18 protein-coding genes and 1 pseudogene are annotated in these 22116 nt (G+C 58.1%); 14 read left to right on the forward strand and 5 right to left on the reverse strand.

Annotated features, from left to right (window positions below; genetic code table 11):
• Positions 1-113: 113 nt before the first annotated feature.
• The 5 genes and pseudogenes from JFU37_RS03295 to JFU37_RS30565 all read left to right on the forward strand — a co-directional run.
• The gene (locus JFU37_RS03295; protein ID WP_201112860.1) at positions 114-1982 is read left to right on the forward strand and encodes a DUF1302 domain-containing protein; all 1869 of its coding nucleotides are present in this window, start codon (positions 114-116) and stop codon (positions 1980-1982) included.
• A 15-nt stretch (positions 1983-1997) separates the two neighbouring features.
• Entirely contained in the window at positions 1998-3347 is a 1350-nt protein-coding gene (locus JFU37_RS03300; protein WP_201112862.1) for a DUF1329 domain-containing protein, read from the forward strand.
• Positions 3348-3413: 66 nt separating this feature from the next.
• Positions 3414-4544, forward strand: a complete 1131-nt coding sequence (locus JFU37_RS03305; RefSeq protein ID WP_201112864.1) for a hypothetical protein — start codon at positions 3414-3416, stop codon at positions 4542-4544.
• A complete protein-coding gene (locus tag JFU37_RS03310; protein ID WP_201112866.1) occupies positions 4544-6925 on the forward strand; it encodes an efflux RND transporter permease subunit in 2382 nt (793 codons plus the stop codon). Before JFU37_RS03305 ends, JFU37_RS03310 begins: the two co-directional genes overlap by 1 nt.
• A gap of 40 nt (positions 6926-6965) precedes the next feature.
• Positions 6966-7229: pseudogene (locus tag JFU37_RS30565) on the forward strand (site-specific integrase); the annotation flags it as partial.
• A gap of 291 nt (positions 7230-7520) precedes the next feature.
• On the opposite strand, the gene JFU37_RS03315 reads toward JFU37_RS30565, so the two are convergent.
• Positions 7521-8270: an IclR family transcriptional regulator domain-containing protein gene (locus JFU37_RS03315; protein ID WP_342214908.1), complete on the reverse strand. Its 750-nt coding sequence runs from the start codon at positions 8268-8270 to the stop codon at positions 7521-7523.
• A 175-nt stretch (positions 8271-8445) separates the two neighbouring features.
• Between JFU37_RS03315 and JFU37_RS03320 the strand changes: the two genes are divergently transcribed.
• The 8 genes from JFU37_RS03320 (at position 8446) to JFU37_RS03355 (ending at position 16774) form a co-directional block, all read left to right on the forward strand.
• Positions 8446-9705 carry an aromatic ring-hydroxylating dioxygenase subunit alpha gene (locus JFU37_RS03320; RefSeq protein WP_201112877.1) on the forward strand — a complete coding sequence of 420 codons (1260 nt, stop codon included), beginning with the start codon at positions 8446-8448 and terminating at the stop codon, positions 9703-9705.
• A 14-nt stretch (positions 9706-9719) separates the two neighbouring features.
• On the forward strand, positions 9720-10190 hold the full coding sequence (locus tag JFU37_RS03325; protein WP_342214909.1) for an aromatic-ring-hydroxylating dioxygenase subunit beta: 471 nt from the start codon (positions 9720-9722) through the stop codon (positions 10188-10190).
• Positions 10187-11185, forward strand: a complete 999-nt coding sequence (locus tag JFU37_RS03330; RefSeq protein ID WP_201112881.1) for a PdxA family dehydrogenase — start codon at positions 10187-10189, stop codon at positions 11183-11185. Before JFU37_RS03325 ends, JFU37_RS03330 begins: the two co-directional genes overlap by 4 nt.
• Complete coding sequence (locus JFU37_RS03335; RefSeq protein WP_201112890.1) at positions 11182-12192, forward strand: 2Fe-2S iron-sulfur cluster-binding protein; 1011 nt, start codon at positions 11182-11184, stop codon at positions 12190-12192. Before JFU37_RS03330 ends, JFU37_RS03335 begins: the two co-directional genes overlap by 4 nt.
• Positions 12193-12262: 70 nt before the next feature.
• Positions 12263-13543 (forward strand): MFS transporter, encoded by a 1281-nt coding sequence (locus JFU37_RS03340; RefSeq protein ID WP_242485713.1) that lies wholly within the window; start codon positions 12263-12265, stop codon positions 13541-13543.
• 287 nt (positions 13544-13830) lie between these two features.
• Complete coding sequence (locus JFU37_RS03345) at positions 13831-15264, forward strand: alginate export family protein (protein WP_201112892.1); 1434 nt, start codon at positions 13831-13833, stop codon at positions 15262-15264.
• Positions 15265-15670: 406 nt separating this feature from the next.
• A complete protein-coding gene (locus tag JFU37_RS03350) occupies positions 15671-16414 on the forward strand; it encodes an SPOR domain-containing protein (protein ID WP_201116390.1) in 744 nt (247 codons plus the stop codon).
• Positions 16415-16483: 69 nt separating this feature from the next.
• Positions 16484-16774, forward strand: coding sequence for a DUF6388 family protein (locus JFU37_RS03355; RefSeq protein WP_201112894.1), 291 nt, complete (start codon positions 16484-16486; stop codon positions 16772-16774).
• A gap of 105 nt (positions 16775-16879) precedes the next feature.
• Here JFU37_RS03355 and JFU37_RS03360 read toward each other — a convergent pair whose 3' ends face one another.
• Together JFU37_RS03360 and JFU37_RS03365 are read right to left on the reverse strand one after the other, a co-directional pair.
• Positions 16880-17734 carry a helix-turn-helix transcriptional regulator gene (locus JFU37_RS03360; RefSeq protein WP_201112896.1) on the reverse strand — a complete coding sequence of 285 codons (855 nt, stop codon included), beginning with the start codon at positions 17732-17734 and terminating at the stop codon, positions 16880-16882.
• Positions 17735-17923: 189 nt separating this feature from the next.
• Complete coding sequence (locus JFU37_RS03365; protein WP_201112898.1) at positions 17924-18895, reverse strand: XdhC family protein; 972 nt, start codon at positions 18893-18895, stop codon at positions 17924-17926.
• A 90-nt stretch (positions 18896-18985) separates the two neighbouring features.
• On the opposite strand from JFU37_RS03365, the gene JFU37_RS03370 reads away from it, so the two are divergent.
• Entirely contained in the window at positions 18986-19771 is a 786-nt protein-coding gene (locus tag JFU37_RS03370) for an alpha/beta fold hydrolase (RefSeq protein WP_201112900.1), read from the forward strand.
• On the opposite strand, the gene JFU37_RS03375 is transcribed toward JFU37_RS03370, so the two are convergent.
• Both JFU37_RS03375 and JFU37_RS03380 read right to left on the reverse strand, forming a co-directional pair.
• Positions 19764-21116 carry an MFS transporter gene (locus JFU37_RS03375; RefSeq protein WP_201116392.1) on the reverse strand — a complete coding sequence of 451 codons (1353 nt, stop codon included), beginning with the start codon at positions 21114-21116 and terminating at the stop codon, positions 19764-19766. The two genes, JFU37_RS03370 and JFU37_RS03375, sit on opposite strands and share 8 nt — an antisense overlap.
• Positions 21117-21296: 180 nt before the next feature.
• A complete protein-coding gene (locus tag JFU37_RS03380) occupies positions 21297-22100 on the reverse strand; it encodes an enoyl-CoA hydratase/isomerase family protein (protein ID WP_201112902.1) in 804 nt (267 codons plus the stop codon).
• Between the last annotated feature and the right edge of the window lie 16 nt (positions 22101-22116).

Below are 22116 nucleotides of genomic sequence, written 5' to 3' on the forward strand. Positions count from 1 at the left end.
GCCGGCCCTCTCGGGCTGGCCTGACCCCCGGTTTTACAACTCAACGGTACCCGGCGTCCCCGCGCCAGGTGTGCCGACGGGCTTCCTATAACAATAATTAAGAGGCAGACCTCATGGGCTCTCCATCAAGCGGCGGCATTGCGCGGCTCCATCGCCGGCAACTCACCGGCCTGTTCCTGACACCTCTGGCCTGTGCCCTGTGCAACTACGCCAGCGCTGCCGACTTCACCTGGGGTGAAGTCAGTGGCCGTTACAATGGCAGCCTCAGCCTGGGTGGTGTGTGGAGCGCCGAGAAACCCAATGCCGATAACATATTCCAGGGTAACGCCAACGCCATCGGTTACGGTAAATCCGGTGAGTTCAACCCCAGCGGCGGTCGTACGGGCGATGACGGGCGGCTGAACTTTCGCAAGCGCAACCTGGTGTCCTCACCCGTCACCCTGCTGGGTGAAATGGAACTTAACTGGCAAAACTACGGCGCCTTCATTCGCGGCAAGGCCTGGTACGACTACACCCTGAACAACCGTGAAGTCGACTTCGGGCACTCTTCCAACGGTTACCAACCCAACAGCAAGCTCGATGATAGTCACTTTGACGAACTCGCCAAGTTTCAGGGGGTGGCGTTGCTGGATGCTTACGTGTTCGGTGATTTCACCATTGCCGAGCATCCCTTGAATGCCCGGGTGGGCAACCAGGTGATCAACTGGGGCGAAGGCCTGTACTTCCAGAACGGCATCAACGCGATCAATCCCGTCGACGTCGCTGCCTTGCGTCGACCCGGATCGCAGGTCAAGGAAGCGTTGCTGCCGGTGCCGATGCTGTATGGCAACTTCGGCCTGACGGACAGCCTGAGTCTCGAAGCGTTCTATCAACTGCAATGGCGGCGCACGGTGCTGGAAGGTTGCGGCACCTACTTTTCAAGCAACGACTTTCTTCCAGATGGTTGTTTCGGTGTACCTCGTGGCGGAGCGAACGATCCAGCGAGTTTTGCCAACGACCAGATCATCCGCCGTACCGGTGACAACGAACCCTCCGACAACGGTCAGTTCGGTTTCGCGTTGCGTTACTTCGCTGATCAGCTCGACACCGAATTCGGCGCCTACGCGATGAACATCCATTCACGCACTCCCTACACCAGCATCACCACGGACCTGCGCCCTGGTCCAGGAGCTGGCTGGATCGCAGGCCGGCAAGACACCAACGGCACCTACTTCGCCGACTTCCCGGAAGACATCCGTATCTTCGGCTTGAGCTTCTCCAGCAACCTGTGGGGGACGTCAGTCTTTGGCGAATACAGCTTCCGACCCAACCAGCCGGTGCAACTGGCCAACGGCGATCTGATCCCAGCCTTTGCCGGCAACCCGGTGCAATTAGGCCAAGCGATCGGCCAGAACATCACCCTTGGTGAGGATGCCATCAACGCCGCACCTGGATCGGTCTACAACGGCTACGACCGGCGCAAGATCTCGCAGCTTTCGCTGGGGTTCCTCAAGTCGCTGCCCCAGGTGCTGGGCGCCGATAACCTCAACCTGATTGGCGAGGCGGGTATGAAGTACATGCACGACCTGCCCGACCTGAATGACCGCCGATATGCCAAGGGGGACCTGTATGGCTCCGACCTGGCCAATGGCAACACGATCGGCTGCGCCCTCGGGTCTCCAAGCAAATACCAGAATCGAGGCTGTTCCACAGACGGGTACACCAGCAAATTCTCCTGGGGCTATCGCCTGCGCGCTCAACTCAGCTATCCGGCGCTGCTGGCCGGGATCAACGTCTCGCCGTTCGTGGCCTTCGGTCAGGACGTCAAGGGTTGGTCCTACGACGGCGTCTTTTCCGAAGGCCGCCTGCTCGGGTCGGTCGGGACAAAATTCGACTACCTGCAGGACTACTCGGCCGAGCTCTCCTGGTCGGCCAGTGGCAACTCGCCCTTCGCCAGCACCGACAGGGATTTTGTTTCTCTCAGCCTGCGAATGGGCTTCTGATTGATGAGGTACTCCATGAACACCACTTTGTTTCACGCCACCGTACTGGGCACTCTCCTGAGTTTGGGCAATGGTTGTGTCCTGGCCAACGTAGACGCCAGCGAAGTCGCCCGCCTGGGCCAGGATCTGACGCCCACCGGCGGACAAAAAGCTGCAAACGCCAACGGTAGCATTCCGGCCTGGACCGGTGGGCTGACCCAGCCACCGCCGGGGTTCCAGGCCGGCCAGGGTTATGTCGACCCTTACACCAGTGAAAAACCGTTGTACAGCATCACCCAGACCAACAAGGCGCAGTACGCTCAAGTGCTCACTCCCGGCTACCAGGCCATGCTGGAGAAGTACCCTGACTTCAAAATGCTCGTTTACCCCACCCACCGCACCGCTGCCTTGCCGCAAACCGAGTACGCAGAGATAGTCCGAGAGGCCCCGAAGATCTCACTGGCTGACGGTGGTAATGGTCTGATCGGCTATGAGAAGAGCAGCGTGCCTTTCCCCATTCCTCACTCGGGTATCGAGGTATTGTTCAATCACTTCGTTCGGTACCGCACCGGTGGCTACGAATACTTCCCCACGGAAATGGTGGTGCAGAGCAATGGCAACTTCACCCCGATCCGTCGTGACGTAAAAGTGATGATGGCCTCGGCCATGGGCAATCCCGAGCCAAACCGTTTGTACTACTACCTGGGCAAGGTCATCTCGCCCGAGAGCGTTGCGGGCGGACAGACGCTGATCCACGAACCCATTGACCAGACCCAGGAACCACGCCTGGCATGGAGTTACAACCCGGGCCAGCGCCGCGTGTTGCGCGCGCCCGAAGCAGCCTATGACTCCCCGGTCGGCACCTCGGAAGGTTTGCGCACTTACGACGCCATCGACATGTACAACGGTGCACCAAATAAATACGAGTGGAAGCTGATCGGAAAGAAAGAAATGTTGGTGCCTTACAACACCTACAAGCTGGCCGATCGCTCACTCAAGTACAACCAGATCATCCAGCCCAATCACCTCAATCAGGACCTGCTGCGCTACGAGATGCATCGCGTCTGGGTGGTAGAAGCGACCCTCAAGCCTGGAGAGCGACACATCTACGCCAAGCGCGTGTTTTACGTCGACGAGGACAGCTGGAGCATTCTTGCTGCCGACCTGTACGACGGTCGCGGTGATCTGTGGCGCATGCAGGAAGCCCATACGTTGCAGCGTTATGACGTGCTCTCGAGCCTTCAACTGAGCGACGTTGCCTACGACCTGCAGGCTCGCCGCTATGTGGTGTACGGACTGGAGAACGAAGAGCGCAACACCCAGTTCGGCATCAGCGCCAAGATTGCCGATTTCAGCCCGGCGGCATTGCGACGGTCAGGTCACTGAGTTGCCTGCCCCATGACATCGGGGTGGTCATGTACCACCCCAGTTATTCCTCCCGAGACATCTGCCATGAAAATCCCCACCCGCTCGACGTTGGGTCTGCTCGTCGGGTTGACTACCGCCGCGCTATCGACCTCCCCCTTTGCCGCGCCAATGGCCGATCGCCTGGAGCGCGCCTCCCGGGTATTAGCGAGCGCCAGCCAGGCGCCACTCACCGCCATCCAGCGCCTGGGCGAACGTCTGGTGATGGTGGGAGCAGACGGCCACATTCTCCTGCGTGAGCCAGACGGCCAACTGCAACAGGCCAAGGTGCCGGTGGACGTATTGCTCACCGCTGTACATTTTGTCGACGATCTCCAGGGCTGGGCCGTGGGTCATGACGGTGTGGTGTTGCACAGCAGCGATGGCGGAAAGTCCTGGGTCAAACAACTCGATGGCAGGACCATCAATGCCCTGATGCTCAAGTGGGCCGAGGCCGAGGTGGCCCGCCTGGAAAACGCTGTCGGCACCGATAACACTGACAACGAGGCACAGCTACTGGCCCTGGATAACGCCCGTTTCGCCCTCGACGACATCAATGCCGGTGCCGCCGCCGGCCCTTCACGGCCGCTGCTGGATGTCTGGTTTCGCAACGCTCAGGAAGGCTGGGTCGTCGGCGCCTATGGCATGGTTTTGCATACCCTCGACGGCGGTCAGCGCTGGGATTATCTGCCAGACCTGGACAACCCGGAGCGCCTGCATCTCAACACCGTTCTGGGGCTGGTCAACGGTGATCTGTTGATTGCTGGCGAAGGTGGACGCCTGTACCGGCAAGTCAACAGTCAATGGTTGCCGGCCCAACAACTGACACCCGCTTCGCTCTACAAACTCATGCAACTGCGTGATGGGCAAATCCTGGCCATGGGCTTTGGCGCCAGCCTGTTCTCCAGCCGCGACCAGGGTCAGCACTGGCAGGCCATCCCGTTGCCCATCAAGGCCAGCCTCTATGGCGGCGAACAACTGGCCGACGGCAGCTTGTGGCTGACCGGGCAAGCAGGTCTGCTGCTGCACAGTACCGATCTGCGGCAGTTCAGCGTCCGTCAGAGTGCTGTCAAAGGCGCCTGGCTTGGCGCTGTCCCCTTGGGCAGCAAACAGTTGGCCCTGGTCGGCAACAATGGCCTGCGCGTGCTTGCCACAGACGAACTGAAGGAACTGCGTTGATGAATTCCCGCTTGAACCTCGACCCACCTCCTCATCAGCTGGAAAACGCCGAACCACGAATGCTGGATTTCATCGAACGAACGCTATTCCATAATCGTCTGGCAGTCCTGGTGTTCTTCCTCGTTGCTTCCTTGTTCCTGGGTTACAAAGCCCTGGCGCTGCGCCCGGACGCCAGCTTCTCCCGGATGATTCCTAGCAGTCATCCCTTTATCCAGAACTATCTGCAGTACGAGGACGTACTTCGGCCACAGAGCAACGTATTGCGCGTGCTGGTGGAAAATCCCAAGGGGGAGATCCTCGATCCGGCGTTCATGGAAACACTGCGCGAGGTCAACGACAGGATTTTCTATCTGCCTGGTGTCGACCGGGGAAAGCTCAAGTCGTTGTGGACCCCTAACGCGTTGTGGAGCGAGGTGAATACTGAGGGTGTACGCGCCGGCCGAGTGATCCCCGACACCTACAACGCGAGTACCGAGTCGTTGTCCCAGGTACGGCAGAACATCCTGCGTGCCAACATGCTGGGCAGCTTTGTGGCGAACGACTGGCGCTCGACGATCATCCGCGTGCCTCTGCTCGACAACGACCCGCAAACCGGAAAGCCCCTGGATTACGGGGCTTTCAGCGAGGCGTTGGACAAGCAGGTGCGTGAACACTTTAGCGCGCAAGGCGTGACCATTCGGGTGATCGGGTTTGCCCAGATTGTCGGTGACCTGCTGGCCGCAGCCAGCGATATTGCGCTGTTTTTCGCCATCACCGTCGGGTTGATCAGCGTACTGCTGTACTTCTATTGCCGCTGCTGGCGCAGTACCGTCGTCACGGTACTGACCTGCCTGTTGACCGTGATCTGCCAGCTCGGCCTGCTCAGGCTACTGGGTTACGGCCTGGACCCGTATTCAATCCTGGTGCCCTTCCTGATCTATGCCATTGGCATCAGCCATGCCGTGCAGAACATCAATCTGATGATGAGTGAAATGGGCAATGGTTGCGGTGCGCTACAAGCATCGAGACGTACTTTTCGCACCCTGTTCATTCCGGGCAGCACCGCGCTGCTGGCCGATGCAGTCGGTTTCATCACCCTGCTGGTGATCGACATCGGCGTAATTCAACAGTTGGCCGTGACCGCCAGCATTGGCGTATTCGTGGCAATCTTCACCAAGATGTTCCTGCTACCGGTGCTGATGTCCTATGTCGGCATAAGCCCTCGTGGCCTGCGTCAACAGCATGAACGCCGCGACTCCAGCTGGCCGATCTTCCGCAGACTCTCGGGCGTAACGCGTAAACCGGTTGCTATCGCTCTAATTCTTGCGAGCCTGGTGTTACTGGGCCTTGGTTACCATGCGCGCCAGGGCCTGCAAATCGGTGACCTGGATGCCGGCGCACCGGAATTCCGCCCGCAAGCTCGATACAATCAGGACAACGCCTACCTGCTCTCCCACTACAGCACCAGCACCGATGTCTACGTACTGATCTTCAAGACACCACCTGAGCAATGTTCGCGCTTCGCCGCGGCCGACCTGGCCAACCAGTTGGAACGGCGTTTGCTCGAAGTGAGAGGGGTCGAGTCTGTGCAGTCGTTGTACGGCACCATGCGCTTCAACATCGTTGCGCGTAATGAAGGCAATCCGAAATGGGCCGAGTTCTCCCGTGACCAGTACGTGATGAACAATGCCCGCTCCGGGGTAGCCGCAGAACTGGTGGACCCGAACTGCAACATCGCGCCCATCAGCCTGTACCTGGCCGACCACAAGGCGCAAACCCTGAGTCGTGTCAGTGAAGCCGTCGAACGGTTCAACAGCGAGTACGACACCGGCGACGTCAAGATCCTCCAGGCAGCCGGGAACGCCGGGATCGAGGCCGCCACCAACCAGGTGATCAAACACTCGGAAAAGCTGATGTTGCTCCTGGTGTTCGTGATTATTTCGCTGGTGGTGCTTTGCGAGTTCAAGTCGATCAAGGTCACTATCGCTCTCATGGCACCGCTGTATTTGTCGACCGTGCTGTGCGAGGCGGTGATGGCGCAAATGGGCCTGGGCGTGAAAATCGCCACCCTGCCAGTGATCGCACTCGGTGTCGGTATCGGTGTTGACTACGGCATCTACCTGTACAGCCGAATGGAAGGTTTTCTGCACCAGGGGCTGACCATGCGTGCTGCTTATTTCGAAACGCTGAAAACCACCGGAACTTCGGTTGCATTTACCGGCGTAACCCTGGCAATTGGGGTCTCCACCTGGGCCTTCTCTGAATTGAAGTTCCAGGCTGATATGGGGCTTCTGCTGGTGCTGCTGTTCATCTGGAACATGATCGGGGCGCTGATCCTGATGCCAGCGTTGATCGCGGTTCTGATGCCATCGAGGTCAGACACGTCCGGCAAAGTCGTATAGAGCGGCCCGGCAGCGAGAGATCAAGATTTGACGGCAAATCCTACGCCGCACGGGCGCGACCATGATGCAGGCGTTGGGTGTCAGTCTGGACGTTATCGATCGCTGCCAAAACCATGTGCTGGCTGGCTCTCGGGTGAGGCGCCACTACCTGCATCACGATTATGCCGAAGAGAAGAAATGCGCCTGGAACCTGTTGGGCGATCGACTCAGTGCTGTCTTGTCCTCGACCTACGAGCATCCACCGGCTGAGTCGACGATGACTTTTCCAGCCTACTCTGCCACTGGATCACTGCCGGCTCCATAGGTCAGGCTCATAGTTTCATAGATATCGCTGAGCGCTTGCTTCAGGTCGACTCCGGCTCGTCGTGATCGGCAGAAATCGGCAGAAATCGGCAGAAATCGGCAGAAATCGGCCAAGAGTACCCCGTGTAGCAGCTGTCAGGACTGCATAGTCGAACATCCAATGTTGGTCTATGGCAACCACGAACGAGGCCAAGTGCATACTCGTCCTCGCCTCATCCTGTGCGCACGCAAGCGCACGGCGGGTGCCCCATGCTCTCTCCCTCGCACTCTGATTACAGGGCAACTGGCGTATTCAAAGCATACACCCAAGCAAGGCAGCGTTCTGCTGGAGCACCGGCAGGCATTGATCGCGTAATTCCTGAAGGGTCAAACGTGCGGTAAATGTGCTGACACTCATGGCGGCGACCACTTTACCTTGGGCATTTCTCACCGGCACCGCCATTGAACGCATCCCCAACTCGAGCTCTTCATCGGTAAAAGCAAACCCTTCGATCCGTGCCTGCTCGATCCTGTCCATGATCACTTTCGGGTCGACGATCATGTGAGCCGTGGTCGGCGACGGAGGATGAGTCAGGTGGCTGCGGATTTCTTCGTCGCTCAACCCCGCCAACAAGACCTGCCCCGTTGCCGAGCCATAGGCCGGTAGACGTGCACCAAGGCGTACGCCGGTAGTCACGACTTTTGCTGTCTCGGCACGGGCGACGAATACCGACCAGCCATCTTCGAATACTGCCAAGGAAATCGATTCCCCGAGCGCTTCACGGGCCGATGCCAAATATGGCTGGGCCAGTTGCGGTAGCGGCGCTGCATCCAGATACGCCGCACCGAGTCGCAAGAACCTAGGCGTGGGCCTGAAGTGCTTGCCGTCATGGGTCAGATACCCCAGATCCACCAGCGTGAGCAGGCATCGGCGGGCAGCGGCACGGGTGGTATCGGTCAGTGCCGCCGCGTCCGATACCGTCAATTGCGAGTGCTCCAAACCAAACACTTCGATGATTGCCAGGCCCTTTGCCAGGCCCGACATACCTTCTGGCGCGCGCACAGCTATGCCATCAGCGGACGTATTTTTCTTGACAACCATAATTGTCCAACGCTCTAATTGTTCGAGAAATGAAACAATGTTCGCTATTCGAACAAAAATAAAACCTCATGTCAACCATGTGCTTGTCGGAAAGAACATTTTTCTGCAGCCATGAGGACCTGATCCGGGAGAAAAAATGAACATCATTACTGATCGAGTACCTGAAAACCCGCTGTGGCCTGATGGATTGACCCGTGTGCCCTACTGGGCTTTTCAGAGCGCTGCTGTGTACAAGGATGAACAGACGCGGCTGTTCCAGGGGCCTCACTGGAATTATCTTTGCCTCGAGGCTGAGATTCCCGAGCCCGGCGACTTTAAGACCAGTTTCATTGGCGAGACCTCGATTGTCGTGACCCGCGACAGCGACGGCGAACTCTACGCCTTCGAGAATCGCTGCGCGCATCGTGGCGCCCTCCTTGCCCTGGAGGACAGTGGTAAAGCCAAAGACTTCACCTGCGTGTATCACGCCTGGAGTTACAACCTGCAAGGCGATCTGACCGGCATCGCTTTCAAGGATGGCATCAAGGGCAATGGCGGCATGGCGCCTTCGTTCTGCATGGAACAACACGGCCCGCGCAAGCTGCGCGTAGCGACTGTCCACGGCCTGGTGTTCGGCAGCTTCAGCGATGACGTGCCCGATATAGAAGAGTACCTGGGGGAGGAAATCCTCAGCCGTATTGAGCGCGTTCTGGGCGGACGCAAGCCAGTGGTTCTGGGCCGCTTCACCCAGATGCTGCCCAACAACTGGAAGTTGTACATCGAGAACGTCAAAGACTCGTACCACGCCAGTATCCTGCATCTGTTTTTCACCACCTTCGAGATCAACCGCCTGTCTCAACGCGGCGCGATCATCGTCGATGAGAGCGGCGGACATCACGTCAGCTACTCGGCCATCGACCGTGAAGCCGAACGTCAGGCCGAGCGCGATGCCTCCTATGCAGAACAAAGCATCCGCTCCGACAGCGCCTATCAGTTGCAGGATCCCTCTTTGCTCGAAGGCTTCAGTGAAGTCGGTGATGACGTCACGCTGCAAATCCTGTCGATCTTCCCCTGCTTCGTACTGCAACAGATCCAGAATTCGGTCGCTGTCCGCCAAGTGCTGCCACGGGGCGTGGAAACGACTCAGCTCAACTGGACCTACCTGGGCTTTGAAGACGACACGCCCGAACAACGACTGACGCGTCTGAAGCAGGCCAACCTTGTCGGTCCCGCTGGCTATATCTCCATGGAAGATGGTTGCGTAGGCGGCTTTGTCCAGCGTGGCATCGCTGGCGCCTCCAATCACAGCGCGGTGCTGGAAATGGGCGGGACTGACGCCGAATCGAGTGATAGCCGGATTACGGAAGCGTCTATCCGCGGTTTCTGGAAGGCCTATCGCGCAGCCATGGATCTATGAAGAGGGAATCATTCGTGACACATAATATTTTTGCACTGATCAGCCAGACTCAAGCCCTATATGCCCGCTGCATCGATGAAGGCCCGCTAGAAGCATGGCCGGAGTTTTTCCTGGAGAAGTGCCTGTATACCGTTACTACCGCCGATAACTACCGACAAGGATTGCCCGCTGGCATGATTTGGGCCGACAACCGCGGAATGTTGATTGACCGGGTATCCGCCTTGCGCGATGCCAATATCTACGAGCGGCACAGCTACCGCCATATGCTCAATCAGCCAGTGATCATGGAATGCAACGGCAACCTGGTGCGCAGCGAGACTGCATTCCTGGTGCTGCGCATCATGCGCGACGGCACGACCGAGAACTTCGTCTCCGGCCGCTATATCGATTGCTACCGGGTCGAAGGCGAAACAGCCATGTTGGCTGAACGAACCGTGGTGTGCGACAGCTCACGCATCGACACGCTGCTGGCGCTGCCGCTATGAGGCTGCCGGCATCGCGAATCCTCTTGAGCATCGGCGACCCCAACGGCATCGGCCCGGAAGTCGCTGTCAAAGCCGTCGCGGCTCTGCAGAACGAACCCGAGTTGAATCCGGTCATTGTCGGCGATCGGTTTGTCGTCGAAGCCTATGCGCAGGACGTTGGCCTACGAGTCAAAGAGACTGACGGCACCGCACCGGCAGAAGCGGGAGTGATCCACATGCTGCCCGTACATAGTCTGGCATCCGAGGCTTTCGTGCCTGGGCAAGTGAATGCCTCGGCAGGTGCTGCCACGGTGGATTATTTGTCTGCCGCAGTGGTGGGTCTGAGCCTGGGCCGGGCACGCGGCATTGTCGCGTGCCCGCATTCCGAGACGGCGATCAATGCCGCCGGCATCGATTTTTCCGGTTACCCAAACCTGCTGGCCAAACTGGTAGGCGTCGAGTCCGACCGTGTGTTTCTGATGCTGATCGGTGCGGGGATGCGGATCGTCCACGTCACCTTGCACGAGCGCCTGGCCGATTCACTGGCCAGGCTGACGCCCGAGCTGGTGGTGGCCGCAGGTCATGCAGCAGTTTCTGCACTCCACGCGCTGGGCATCAATGCTCCGCGCATTGGCGTCTTCGGCATCAATCCCCATGCGGGTGAAAACGGCCTCTTCGGTCGGGATGATCAGCAGATAACTGTTCCGGCCGTCGAGCGCCTGCGGCAGGCAGGTATCGATGCCCATGGGCCGGTCGGCGCCGATCTGATGCTCGGCCAAAATGGCTATGACGCCTTTATTGCCATGTATCACGACCAGGGTCACATCCCGATCAAACTGCTGGCCGGGCGAACCGCTTCGGCGCTGTCCATCGGTGCCGGCCTGATCTTTTCCAGCGTGGGCCACGGCTCGGCATTCGATATCGCCGGTAAAAACCTCGCTGATCCCGAAGCGGTGATCCGCGCGTTGCGCCTGGTAGGTGGCGCGGCTCTTTCCAGCCAGGAGGTTTTGGCATGACGTTCGACGTAACAGTCTCTGGATCGGACATTGTCTTTCCCTGCGAGCCCGACGAGACAGTGCTGGATGCTGCCGAGCGGGCGGGGTTTTCGATCCCCTACTCCTGCCGCAAGGGCGTGTGCTCGACCTGCGAAGGCGGCTTGATCGCCGGGGAATTGCAAGTGCGCGGACAAGGGATCGCACGCGGGCCTGCCACGGGGGTGCTGCTGTGTCAGGCGCGTCCGTGCTCGTCGGTGGAAATCGCCCCCAAACGCATCGTTCAACGCGCGGCGCCGGTGCGTAAGGTCATTACCACCAAGGTCCATCGCCTCACCCGCCCCAACGCCGATGTCGTGGTTCTGCACCTACGCTTCCCTTCGGGTGTGCGTGCCAAATTCCAGGCCGGTCAATACCTGAAAGTGTTGATGGAGGATGGTGACAGCCGTAACTACTCCATGGCCAATGCGCCCCATGAGAGCGATGGCGTGCAACTGCATATTCGCCATGTTCCCGGAGGGCGCTTTTCCGAGGGCGTGCTGGCAGGATTGGAAAAAGGAGACACGCTCAACGTCGAGCTGCCCTATGGCGAATTCTCACTGGACGAAGAGGTCGACCATCCGGTCATCCTGCTGGGCACCGGTACGGGCATGGCGCCGCTCAAGTCCATCATCGAAGACCAGATCAAACGCGGTGGCTCAAGACCCATGCACCTGTTCTGGGGGGCACGCAACAGCGACGACCTGTACCTCGGCGACCTGCCGGCACTATGGTCCAGGCGCCTGCCCGGGTTCAGCTTCACCCCGGTGCTTTCCGAGCCCGAGCCAGGCTGGTCCGGCCGTACCGGTTGGGTGCACCGCGCAGTTCTCGAGGATTACCCCGACCTGGGTGCCTATCAAGTGTATGCGTGCGGTAATCCGATCATGACAACCGCGGCGCTCAATGACCTGACTGCCGAAGGCCAGTTGTCGCCTGACGCATTCTTCTGCGACGCCTTCGTACCCTCTGGAGAGATCCAGCCGCCTTCATAGGCGGCTTTTTCTCCGCCTGCGTGTGCACGCAATAAAAACAACAAGGCCAAAATGGCCATGAGGAAAAACCATGTTGCCCGAATCAAAGCCCTTGCAGCTTCCGCAGTTCGTGGATGAACGACCCGTGAGTCCGTTTCAGTACGTGGTCATCATTCTGTGCGGTCTTGTCATGTTCCTCGATGGGTTCGATACCCAGGCCATTAGTTACATGGCGCCTTATATAGCCAGTGAATGGAATCTGCCCAGGCAGATGCTGGGACCGATATTTTCTTCGTCGCTCGCTGGTTTGATGATTGGCTATCTGGTGCTTACCCCACTGTCCGAACGCTTTGGACATAAGAAAGCAATCATAGTCAGCACCATTGTCTTCAGCCTTTGCACCTTGGCATCGGTATGGGCCAACAACGTGACCGAGCTGATGATCCTGCGCTTTATCACGGGGGTCGGCCTGGGTGCCGCAGCCCCAAGCGCGATCGCCATGACCGGCGAATACAGCCCCAAACGCTTTCGTGCAACCTTTGTTCTGGCTATTTACTGCGGTTTTTCCCTCGGGTTCATCGCGGCTGGCCTGGCGGCGAACTGGTTCATCCCCCACTTCGGCTGGCGCTCGATGTTCTGGATCGGAGCCCTGGCGCCCTTGATGCTGATACCCGTACTGATTCGTTTCCTGCCGGAATCCATGGTGTTCATGATCCAGCGCAAGGTAGCAGCCGAGCGAATCCTGAAAATTTTCCGAAAAATAGACCCAACCATTGCACGACAGGAGAAGCCGACATTCATCGTCGACGCTCTCGAGCAAGGGCAAGGGCAACGTGGAGCACTCGCCAGTCTGTTCACCCGTGATCGGGTATTGGGCACCGTACTGTTATGGCTGGTGTTCGCGATTAACCTGGGGGAGTTCTACGCCTTGCAAAGCTGGTTGCCATCAATCATGACGGGGCTCAACTACCCAATGAGCACCGTGGTGATGGCTACCACACTGACCACCGTGGGCGGTATCGCGGCTGCGTTCATTACCGGCCCCTCCATGGACCGGTTGGGCGCCTACAAAACCCTGGGCATTCTTTATCTCGTCGGATTCGTGTGCGTGGCATTGACCGGTCTGGCGTTCAAAAGCCCGCTGTGGATGCTGTTGATCGCCAACTTCCTCGCAGGCTGCTGCATCAGCGGCGGGCAAAAAAGCCTCATCGCCCTGGCGGCGGTTTTCTACCCGGCGCCGATACGTTCGACCGGAGTCGGTTGGGCATCGGACGGATCGGCGGGATTACTGGCCCCATCGTGGTCGGCGCAGCCTTGGGTATGGGCTGGTCACCCTCGGCAGTTTTCTATGCCATGGCCGTGCCGATGTTGATCGCCGGGTTACTCGTCCTGTTTCTCGGTCGACGATACGGCGGCAGCACGCTTTAAAACACGAACGGTACTACTCGACAACTTCAATGAAAGCTCACCAAGGGATGAATAAGGATTTACGTCCCTTGAAAACAACCCACTCTTTATTCAACGCAAACGCAGAGCACTTCTTTCCAAAGCATCGAAACGTTTAATCCGGAACAACATCGACGCGAATTCAACTTCATGTTGAGGCATCCCCGCGCGTGTCTACCTGCCCCATGAACAATAAAAAACAGGAGTCATCTGATGTTCAGCACAACACTGAAGCGTTACTCGTTCCACTTGCCGATCATTATGGCCCTCGGCCAAACGGTTCTGTCGACCGCTCAGGCCCAAGAGATTCAGTCCACGCCTCCCTCGCCCCTTGAGATATCCCGCCCTTTGCGTCCGGGACCGGCGCGCTGGGTGGAGGATTATCGCTTTCTCGATAACCCGGCAAAACGCACGGACCCGTTCGATGCATTGCGTTTTCAGCGCCTGTCAGACTCTGCCTGGCTGCAGACCGGAGCGGAACTGCGTTATCGCGCCGATGCGGCGGACCAACCGGTGTTCGGCCTGCGCGGAGTAAAGGACGACTCTTATTTAATGCAACGTGCGCAAGTACATGTCGACCTGCACTTATTCGACGACAGCCTGCGCACCTTTATCCAATTACAAAATACTCGGACATGGGGTAAGGACTTGCCCAGCCCTTCCGATCAGAGCCGTAATGAAATACAACAGGCCTTTATCGACGGAAATCTTCATTACCAGAGCGGCACATTGACAACGCGGGTCGGTCGGCAGGAGATGGCTTACGGTAATCAGGTACTGGTGACCTATCGCGAAATCCCCAACATACGGCAGTCGTTTGATGGTGTGCGCCTGAGCTGGATTGCAAAGGATGGTTACAAGATGGACGCGTTCGCCACCAGACCCGTGGTTAGCAGAGACAATGGCTCGTTCAACGACCCAAGTAATCATCAGCAAAAGTTCTACGGGCTCTATGGCACCCTGCCCCTGTCCAGCGTGTTGAAAGCCGATCTGTACGCCTTTGGCCTGGAAACAGAGCAGCGCAAGCTCGACGGTTTTACCGGAGAGGACAATCGCTACACCTTCGGCACGCGGTTGTTCGGCACATGGAATAAATTCGACTGGAGCTGGGATCTGATGAAGCAGGTGGGCCATATGGCCAGCGCCGACATCGATGCCTGGGCGGTTTCCAGCGACAGCGGTTATACCTTTGCGGGTCCCTGGAAAGCGCGTCTGGGTTTGCGTGTCGATGCCGCGAGCGGTGATAAGGATGGCGATCACAAGGCCGGTACTTTCGACCCATTGTTTCCCAAGAACGCCTTCTACGGACAGGCCAGCCTGACAACGTTGTCGAACATCATTCTGGTAGGCCCGACACTCAGGTTCTCTCCCTTCAACAAGTTCCGTTTCGAACCGGGCATATTTGCTGCCTGGCGAGAAAGCAACGATGACGGCGTCTATTTGCCAGGCATGACCACAGTCCCCGGAACAACCACCAGCAGTGGAAAACGCTTGGGCACCCTGTATCAGGCCAACGCCAATTGGACGCCGACCGCTAACGTTTCCGTTGATCTCGACTATTTGTTCTACGACATCGGTTCGGCGATCGAAAGCGCCGGCGGCAACAACTCGCAAATACTGGTGCTGCGCTCCACGTTTCGCTTTTAGGCGTCAAGAACATCCGGCAGGAACGCTGCTCGGCAATTCATTAAATTTGACGTCGACAAAGACGTTGACTGCGCGCACCAGATTGATATCGGTGAATCGTCGAGGCTTTCCGACAGTAAGGTGCTTGGCCTCGATATTCACCTTGAATACAAGTGTTTTAATTCATCACCCTAAAATCCATCTGATACGGTTTTTTTTCGATCACCTGAGCCTTTTTCGTCAACCAACAGTCTATAAAGTGCATGCCCGATGTTCTTTCAAACAACAAAAAGCAGCCAACTAGCTTTGGCTCTTGGGCACACTGACGCGCCCAAGAATTTAGACCATCCCAGGATCAACAATAGAACCCTGTTTATCAGAAAGAAATGGGACAAATAACTATTCACTTGATTTGGAGATGGCCGCTGTGCGAAAGCTTGGCTTGGGCTTCCTGGTAACTGGCGTTTTGGGGCAACTATCAGCACTACTATGGACCTACATGTCTACAGGACCCATTTGTCAAAATAACGTCGACAATTCATACATCCAGCAAAAAGTGACAAAGTTCGAACAACTCATCGATGACACCGCTAATAAAGTTGTGACAGAGCTCAGTACAAAACATTCCGACGGGCTCACGCCCCTTGCGAAAAACGGATCCCACATACCCGATTCAACGGAGGCTGACGCCGTACAGTTTTTGGTCGAAAAGCCAGACGAAACTCCAGTACTTACGCTGCCTTCATTGCCCGCACAGGCACACAAATGGACGATTATTCTCAGCGGTCTGATCACTGTTACCGGCCTGCTCTTGGCCGTATTCGCCCGCAAAAAAACCATTGATCCGCAATGGCACGTCTTTCACACCGTGCCAGGCTCGCTAATCACGCTGGAACGCCCGTGTTTGACGTGCGGCGGCTTCATTTCCCACACTGTAAAACCCGCTTCAGCCACGCCTTCATCCGGCTTGTGGGTGATCGAAATAGCGTTGAACACACCCAACCGTCATCGCGCCACAAAAGCCATTAAGCAGCTGGAGTTGCCGGTAGCGCGTAAAGAAAACAACTTTGTCGTCATCGGCCCGTATAAACAGAAGCAGGACGCGGCTCGAGTCGTGAAAGAGTTGAGTGAAAGTCATGGCGTTAGAGGATGGATGATGGCGGGAAATTGACATAGCCCGATTTAGCACTGGGCCGACCTCGAACAAACGGCTACTTATTTATGACACAAGAGCGCATTCATGATCGCAAAAGAACTTAGGGCCGAACTCGCCCTGAAGAAATTCCTGGCCGCCAACTTATGGATCCAACTTGAACTCAGCGAGCTGAACTACAGCCTCGCTGAAAACTGCGGGCTTTCGCCAGAAGAATATCGCCTTAAATTTCTGCAAGAAGCATTTGAAGCAGAAGCGGACGCTCACGACTGCGATTGCTGGGACTTCACTCTGCAGTGGGTAGCCGACACTAAGGAAGAACTTGAGTTGATGCGCGAAGAACGCATGAAAGAGATTTATGACTTTCTGGACGATTAGCAGACTCTACAACTTTCGTAGCCTGCACAGGCCGCCAGCTTTCAAGATGAAAGACTAACTTTATCAGCAGGAGGGTTGCCCAATACCCCCCGCCCTCCTCTCGGTTCAAACCGCCGCATAACAATCCACTACACGCCGATATTGGCTGGGAGAAGCTCCGATGTGTTGACGGAAAAACCGTGTGAAATGACCTTGCTCGGAGAACCCGAGGTTCTCCGACAACAGGCCCAACGTCCCACTGCGCTCACGCTCAAGCCAGGCAAAAGCCCGGCGCATGCGCGCGTCGTTAAGCAACAAGGTCGGCGTCATGCCGGTATCTTTCTTGAATAGCGCAAAGAAGTGCGCCCGAGACAGACCACAAGCCCGCGCAGCATTGTCGATCGGGTTCGGATCATCGAGGTGCTCAAGCAACCAGGCGGTGCCACGGCGCACGCGCGCGTCCCGGAACTCAGCTGAGTTCGGCGCACCCAGTAGCGACAAATGCCGCCAGCTGGAAAAGTCCTCGATCAGTTCGATCAGGAAGTCGAACAGCATGAATTCCATGCGTTCTTTCGGCACGATCCCGCAGCCATGCGCTTCGGCGACCAGGATGTCGGCCAAGGTGCGATTACGACTCGACAGCTCGATGCACGACTGGGCAAAAAAGTCCGGCCGACCGCTGAGCGCCAGCGACTGCTGGGCAGTGGCCAGCCAGGCGGGCTCGATGTAGAGCGCCAGGATTACGGTGGCACCGGCACCCGGCTGCGGATCGTAGAAATGCGGCTCCCAAGCGTTGACCAATACCGCCGTGCGATCGCTGAGCGGAACCCGCCGACCGTTGACGCTGAAGTAAGTGTCTTCGCCGGACACTTTGACCAGCACATGGCATTCGGAATGGGTGTGGGTGACCAGTGAACGATCCATATTCAGCAAGGCGACCCGGCCAAACCTGCCGTGGAAAACCCGTTGGGCAATCGACATCAGATTCCTCCGCTCGCTTGAAGCGATATTGTTACCGACCACAATGAAGGATCATCGCGGCGTCTATCTGTTTCTGAACCCCGGCGATCACTCAATGTTTCAGCAGCACTTGGCTGGCCACTATCGCGCGCGAATGACCGAGCGTCTACCTCGACTTTCGCAGCCCCCACGCTCATCGGATAAACCGCCTTACAAGGCATGGCGTTCTTTCCCGTGATAAACGCGCAGGATATCGGCCACCACCGCCAGAGCGATTTCCGCCGGGGCCTTGCTGCCCAGATTGAGGCCGATGGGCATGTGCAAACGGGCAATCTGTTCATCTGTCAGACCACCGATGCGCTTGAGCCGCTCGGCGCGCTTGGCCGAGGTTGCCTGAGACCCCATGGCGCCGATGTAAAACGCCGGAGTGTGCACCGCTTCCATCAGCGCCAGATCATCGATTCGCGGATCGTGAGTCAGCGCCACCACCGCGGTCGCCGCATGGCAACCACCGGCGGCGATGAACATCGAGGGCAGCAAGCGTTGCATCTCCACGCCTTCGAGCTGGACATGCAGCATCTCTTCCCGGGGGTCGCAGGCGATGACTTCGCAGCCGATGGCGCGAGCGAAACTGGCGCAGACTTCCGCGACCGGCGACAGCCCGGCCAGAATCAGTCGCAACGCAGGGCCAACACTGATGCGCACCGTCTCGTCGACGACTTGCACCCGCTCGGTGCCGTGTCCGGTGTCTGCGTCCAGGCGCAAGGCACCACTGCTCAGCTCGACGTGACGCAGCAGACGGCGCTGACCCAGTAACGCCGCTTGCAGACTCTCCAGGTGCGCGATCCATTCGAGACTGGCAGCGCGGTGCTCGACCAGCACGGTCAGCACGCCGCCACAGGGCAATCGTAGACGGTGGCGTTGTTCGACGCTGTCGCCATAACTGACGATCTGTGCCGGTTCGCGTAATTCACCGCGCGCCAGACTTTCGAGAAACTCCTCTTCGACGCAGCCACCCGACAGCGAGCCGACGTGTTCGCCCGTGCCATTGGCCACCAGCATCGCACCCGGCGCACGCGGCGCCGAGCCATAGGTGGAGAGCACCGTGCACAGCCACTGGGCCTGCCCGGTGCGAGCCCATTGCAGTGCCTGGTCGATCACCTGAACATCGAGATGACGCATGTTTTCTGTACCTCAAGCAAAGCGTGGTGCTGCATGCAGGGTTACGTTTACGGTAACCTGCGAGCAATCTTGTTCAATCGTTGATTCAACATGTCGCCACAACAATTTTTGCAACTTGGGCCGCTGCGCCTGGAATATCGCCAACTGCCTCCGTCTGACTCATCGCGACCGACGCTTGTGCTGTTGCACGAAGGCCTCGGCAGCGCCGACCAATGGAAAGACTTCCCCCTGCGCCTGGCCCAGGCCAGCGGTTACGGTGTGGTCACTTACAGCCGTCAGGGTTACGGGCAATCGAGCCCGGTAACCCTGCCGCGTCCGCTGAACTACCTGAGCAGCGACGGCCCTCGTGAACTGCGGCAATTGCTCGATGCCTTGCAACTGCCGCAAGTGGTCTTGCTCGGTCACAGTGATGGCGCATCCATCGTCCTCGCCTATGCCGCTGCCAACGATCCACGCGTGTTGGGCAGCATTGCACTGGCGCCTCACGTGATTGTCGAGACCGAGAGCCTCGATGGCATTCGCCATACCACTGAAGTTTGGCATCAGGGCGAATTGCGCGAACGCCTGGCACGCCACCATGGGGCCAATGTCGACGGCGCTTTTCACGGTTGGAGCGACAGCTGGTTGCACCCGGACTTTTCCTTGGACGATCTCGAAGCGCAGTTGGCTTATATCGAAAGGCCGCTGCTGGTCATTCAGGGTCGCGAAGACCACTACGCCACGCCCGAGCAACTGGTGGTCATCCAGCGACAGGTGCCTGGGCCGTGCCGCTGTGTGTTGCTGGATAACTGCCGGCACTTTCCCCAGACCGAAGCGACCGAGCGGACCTTGCAGCTAATCTGCGAATTCCTGGAGCGCCTCCCCGCCTTTATTTGAAATTGCCTTGGGTTTCCGGAATCACCACGCTACCGATCAGGTAGATCACCGACAGAACGGCGGCGAAAATCGCCAGCACCATGGGGATCTGCGCCGGGCTGCTGCTGACCAGGGACACAAAGGTCGGCATGGTTCCGCCGAGGGCGAAACCGATGTTCCAGGACAACCCGGTGCCGCTGGCTCGCAGCTCGGTGGCAAAGCGTTCATTGAGGAAGATCAGAATCGGCGCGATGATCGCCCCGCCCATGAAGCCTATGCCCACGCAATACAGCGCAGTGCGGGTCAGCGAACCCGGTTCGGCGACACCAAGGAACATCATGGGCAGGCTCACCAGGTTGATCACACCCAGCAGCATGAAGGTCTTCTTGCGACCGATCAGGTCACTCAGGTAACCGAAGGCCAATGCTCCGACAATTGTTGCCACCGACCCGTACATGAGCATCTGCGAAGTCTGCGTATGGGGCACTTTAGCGACCACGTTGAGCAATGTCGGCAGATAACCGCAGGCCAGGTAATACGTGGCACCGCCTCCGAACGTAATCAGCAGATTGACCATCATCACGCCGCGGTACTCGCGACCAAACAGACGCTTGAGTGGCGACACGACCACTATTGCCGGCCCCTTGGTTTTGCGGGCTTGTTGCAGTTGCTGCCAGACCGGGGTTTCTTCCAGGTAACGGAACATCACCAGACCGAAAAACGTGCTGAGCAGGCCGCAGAAGAACATGAAGCGCCAGCCCCAGACGTCAAATTCTTCCCCGGGAAAGATCTCCGACAACACCAGATAAGTGACTGACGCCAACAGCGCGCCCATGCCGGCGCCAGCCCCACCGATCAACCCGGACATCAATCCGCGATAGCGCGGCGAGATGGATTCGGTGCCGATGGTGTGAGTGGAGGCGACGATGCCGCCAACGAAAACGCCCTGAATCACCCGCAATACCAAAAACAGTATCGGGGCCAACACCCCGACCTGGTGAATGGTCGGCAACGCGCCAAACAGTGCCGTAGAAATACCGACGCCGACCATCGACACCATCAACGCACGCTTGCGGCCGTGTTTATCGGCATACGCGCCGAAGATCGCCGAGCCCAGCGGACGCACCAGCAAGGCCACGGCGAACGAAGCATACACGGCGGCCAGCGAGAGTGTCGGGGTGTCCGAGGGGAAGAACATGCGGCCGATGATCGGCGCCACATAGAGCAGAATGAACAGGTCAAACAAATCCAGCGCCCAGCCGAATGTCGAGGCAAATGCCGCAAGCAAGGCCTTGCCCGGTGGAATCTGCGGTGTATCGATAGCGGCGCTGGTTGGTGATGCAGTTATTGTTGTTGTCGTGGTCATGGTTGCCTCACACAAACGGTGAATCGAAACGTTCTGCATCCCGGTGCGCGGGTTGCGGGTAATCAGCGGACAGCGGTGATATATGTGCCCTATCAGTTGCATTGAAGGGGCGGCAGGCCCTGCTCCGTAGGGGCGCACGCCGTTACCGACATGCTCCCGGGCCTGCTCGCCGGTACGCATTTACTCGCCGGTGAACACTGCCGCACGCTTGCTGTGAAACGCTTCGACACCTTCCTTGAAGTCCTTGGAGCTACGCAGACGGCTGTAGCAGTGACCTTCCATTTCGATCGCGACGGTCAGCGGCGCATCTTCGTTGTCGTTGATCAGTTTTTTCGCCGTGCGCTGAGCCAGCGGCGAGAAGCGCCGCAGTTCATCGACCAACGCATCGACGGTGCTTTCCAGTTCGGTATCCGGCACGACCTCGGTAGCGATACCCCAGGCATAGGCCTGGTCGCCCGTGATACGTTTAGCGCGCATCACCATGTGCTTGGTGCGGGTGATGCCGATAATTTTCTGCAGGCGTGCGGAGCCACCCGAGCCCGGGATCTGACCCAGGTTCTGCTCAGGCAAGGCGTAGCGAGTGGTTTGCGAAGCAATGCGGAAATCGCAGGCCAGGGACAGTTCGAAACCGACGCCGAAGGTGTAACCACGGTTGGCAACGATCACCGGTTTTTCGCAACGTGCCGGTGCCGCGACGTTCCAGGCCAGCTTCGAAACGTGTTCCGGCGACGCTTCGAGGAAGCCCTTGATGTCGCCGCCGCTGGAGAAGTGTTCACCCACCGAGCGCAGCACGATGACGCGCACATCTTTGTGTGCATCGAGGGCTTCGAAGACCAGGCGCAGTTGATCGCGCTGCCCCATGGAAATGACGTTCAACGGTGCTCGGTTGAGGATGATGTCAGCGCGCTCGCGGGACACATCGACTTCAACCTGGAAGCCATCGAACTGAGTGTCGAGAAATTGCTGGATCGCTTGTTGTTGCATGGGACTGTCCTCTGGA

The sequence above is a fragment of the Pseudomonas sp. TH41 genome (assembly GCF_016650695.1).
Classification (GTDB): Bacteria; Pseudomonadota; Gammaproteobacteria; order Pseudomonadales; family Pseudomonadaceae; genus Aquipseudomonas.

Excerpts from the sequence above, each read along its gene's own strand:
- JFU37_RS03295 (WP_201112860.1), top strand. The coding sequence starts at position 114 with ATGGGCTCTCCATCAAGCGGCGGCATTGCGCGGCTCCATCGCCGGCAA.
- JFU37_RS03300 (WP_201112862.1), top strand. The coding sequence starts at position 1,998 with ATGAACACCACTTTGTTTCACGCCACCGTACTGGGCACTCTCCTGAGT.
- JFU37_RS03305 (WP_201112864.1), top strand. The coding sequence starts at position 3,414 with ATGAAAATCCCCACCCGCTCGACGTTGGGTCTGCTCGTCGGGTTGACT.
- JFU37_RS03310 (WP_201112866.1), top strand. The coding sequence starts at position 4,544 with ATGAATTCCCGCTTGAACCTCGACCCACCTCCTCATCAGCTGGAAAAC.
- JFU37_RS03320 (WP_201112877.1), top strand. The coding sequence starts at position 8,446 with ATGAACATCATTACTGATCGAGTACCTGAAAACCCGCTGTGGCCTGAT.
- JFU37_RS03330 (WP_201112881.1), top strand. The coding sequence starts at position 10,187 with ATGAGGCTGCCGGCATCGCGAATCCTCTTGAGCATCGGCGACCCCAAC.
- JFU37_RS03335 (WP_201112890.1), top strand. The coding sequence starts at position 11,182 with ATGACGTTCGACGTAACAGTCTCTGGATCGGACATTGTCTTTCCCTGC.
- JFU37_RS03340 (WP_242485713.1), top strand. The coding sequence starts at position 12,263 with ATGTTGCCCGAATCAAAGCCCTTGCAGCTTCCGCAGTTCGTGGATGAA.
- JFU37_RS03345 (WP_201112892.1), top strand. The coding sequence starts at position 13,831 with ATGTTCAGCACAACACTGAAGCGTTACTCGTTCCACTTGCCGATCATT.
- JFU37_RS03355 (WP_201112894.1), top strand. The coding sequence starts at position 16,484 with ATGATCGCAAAAGAACTTAGGGCCGAACTCGCCCTGAAGAAATTCCTG.
- JFU37_RS03360 (WP_201112896.1), bottom strand. The coding sequence starts at position 17,734 with ATGTCGATTGCCCAACGGGTTTTCCACGGCAGGTTTGGCCGGGTCGCC.
- JFU37_RS03365 (WP_201112898.1), bottom strand. The coding sequence starts at position 18,895 with ATGCGTCATCTCGATGTTCAGGTGATCGACCAGGCACTGCAATGGGCT.
- JFU37_RS03370 (WP_201112900.1), top strand. The coding sequence starts at position 18,986 with ATGTCGCCACAACAATTTTTGCAACTTGGGCCGCTGCGCCTGGAATAT.
- JFU37_RS03375 (WP_201116392.1), bottom strand. The coding sequence starts at position 21,116 with ATGACCACGACAACAACAATAACTGCATCACCAACCAGCGCCGCTATC.
- JFU37_RS03380 (WP_201112902.1), bottom strand. The coding sequence starts at position 22,100 with ATGCAACAACAAGCGATCCAGCAATTTCTCGACACTCAGTTCGATGGC.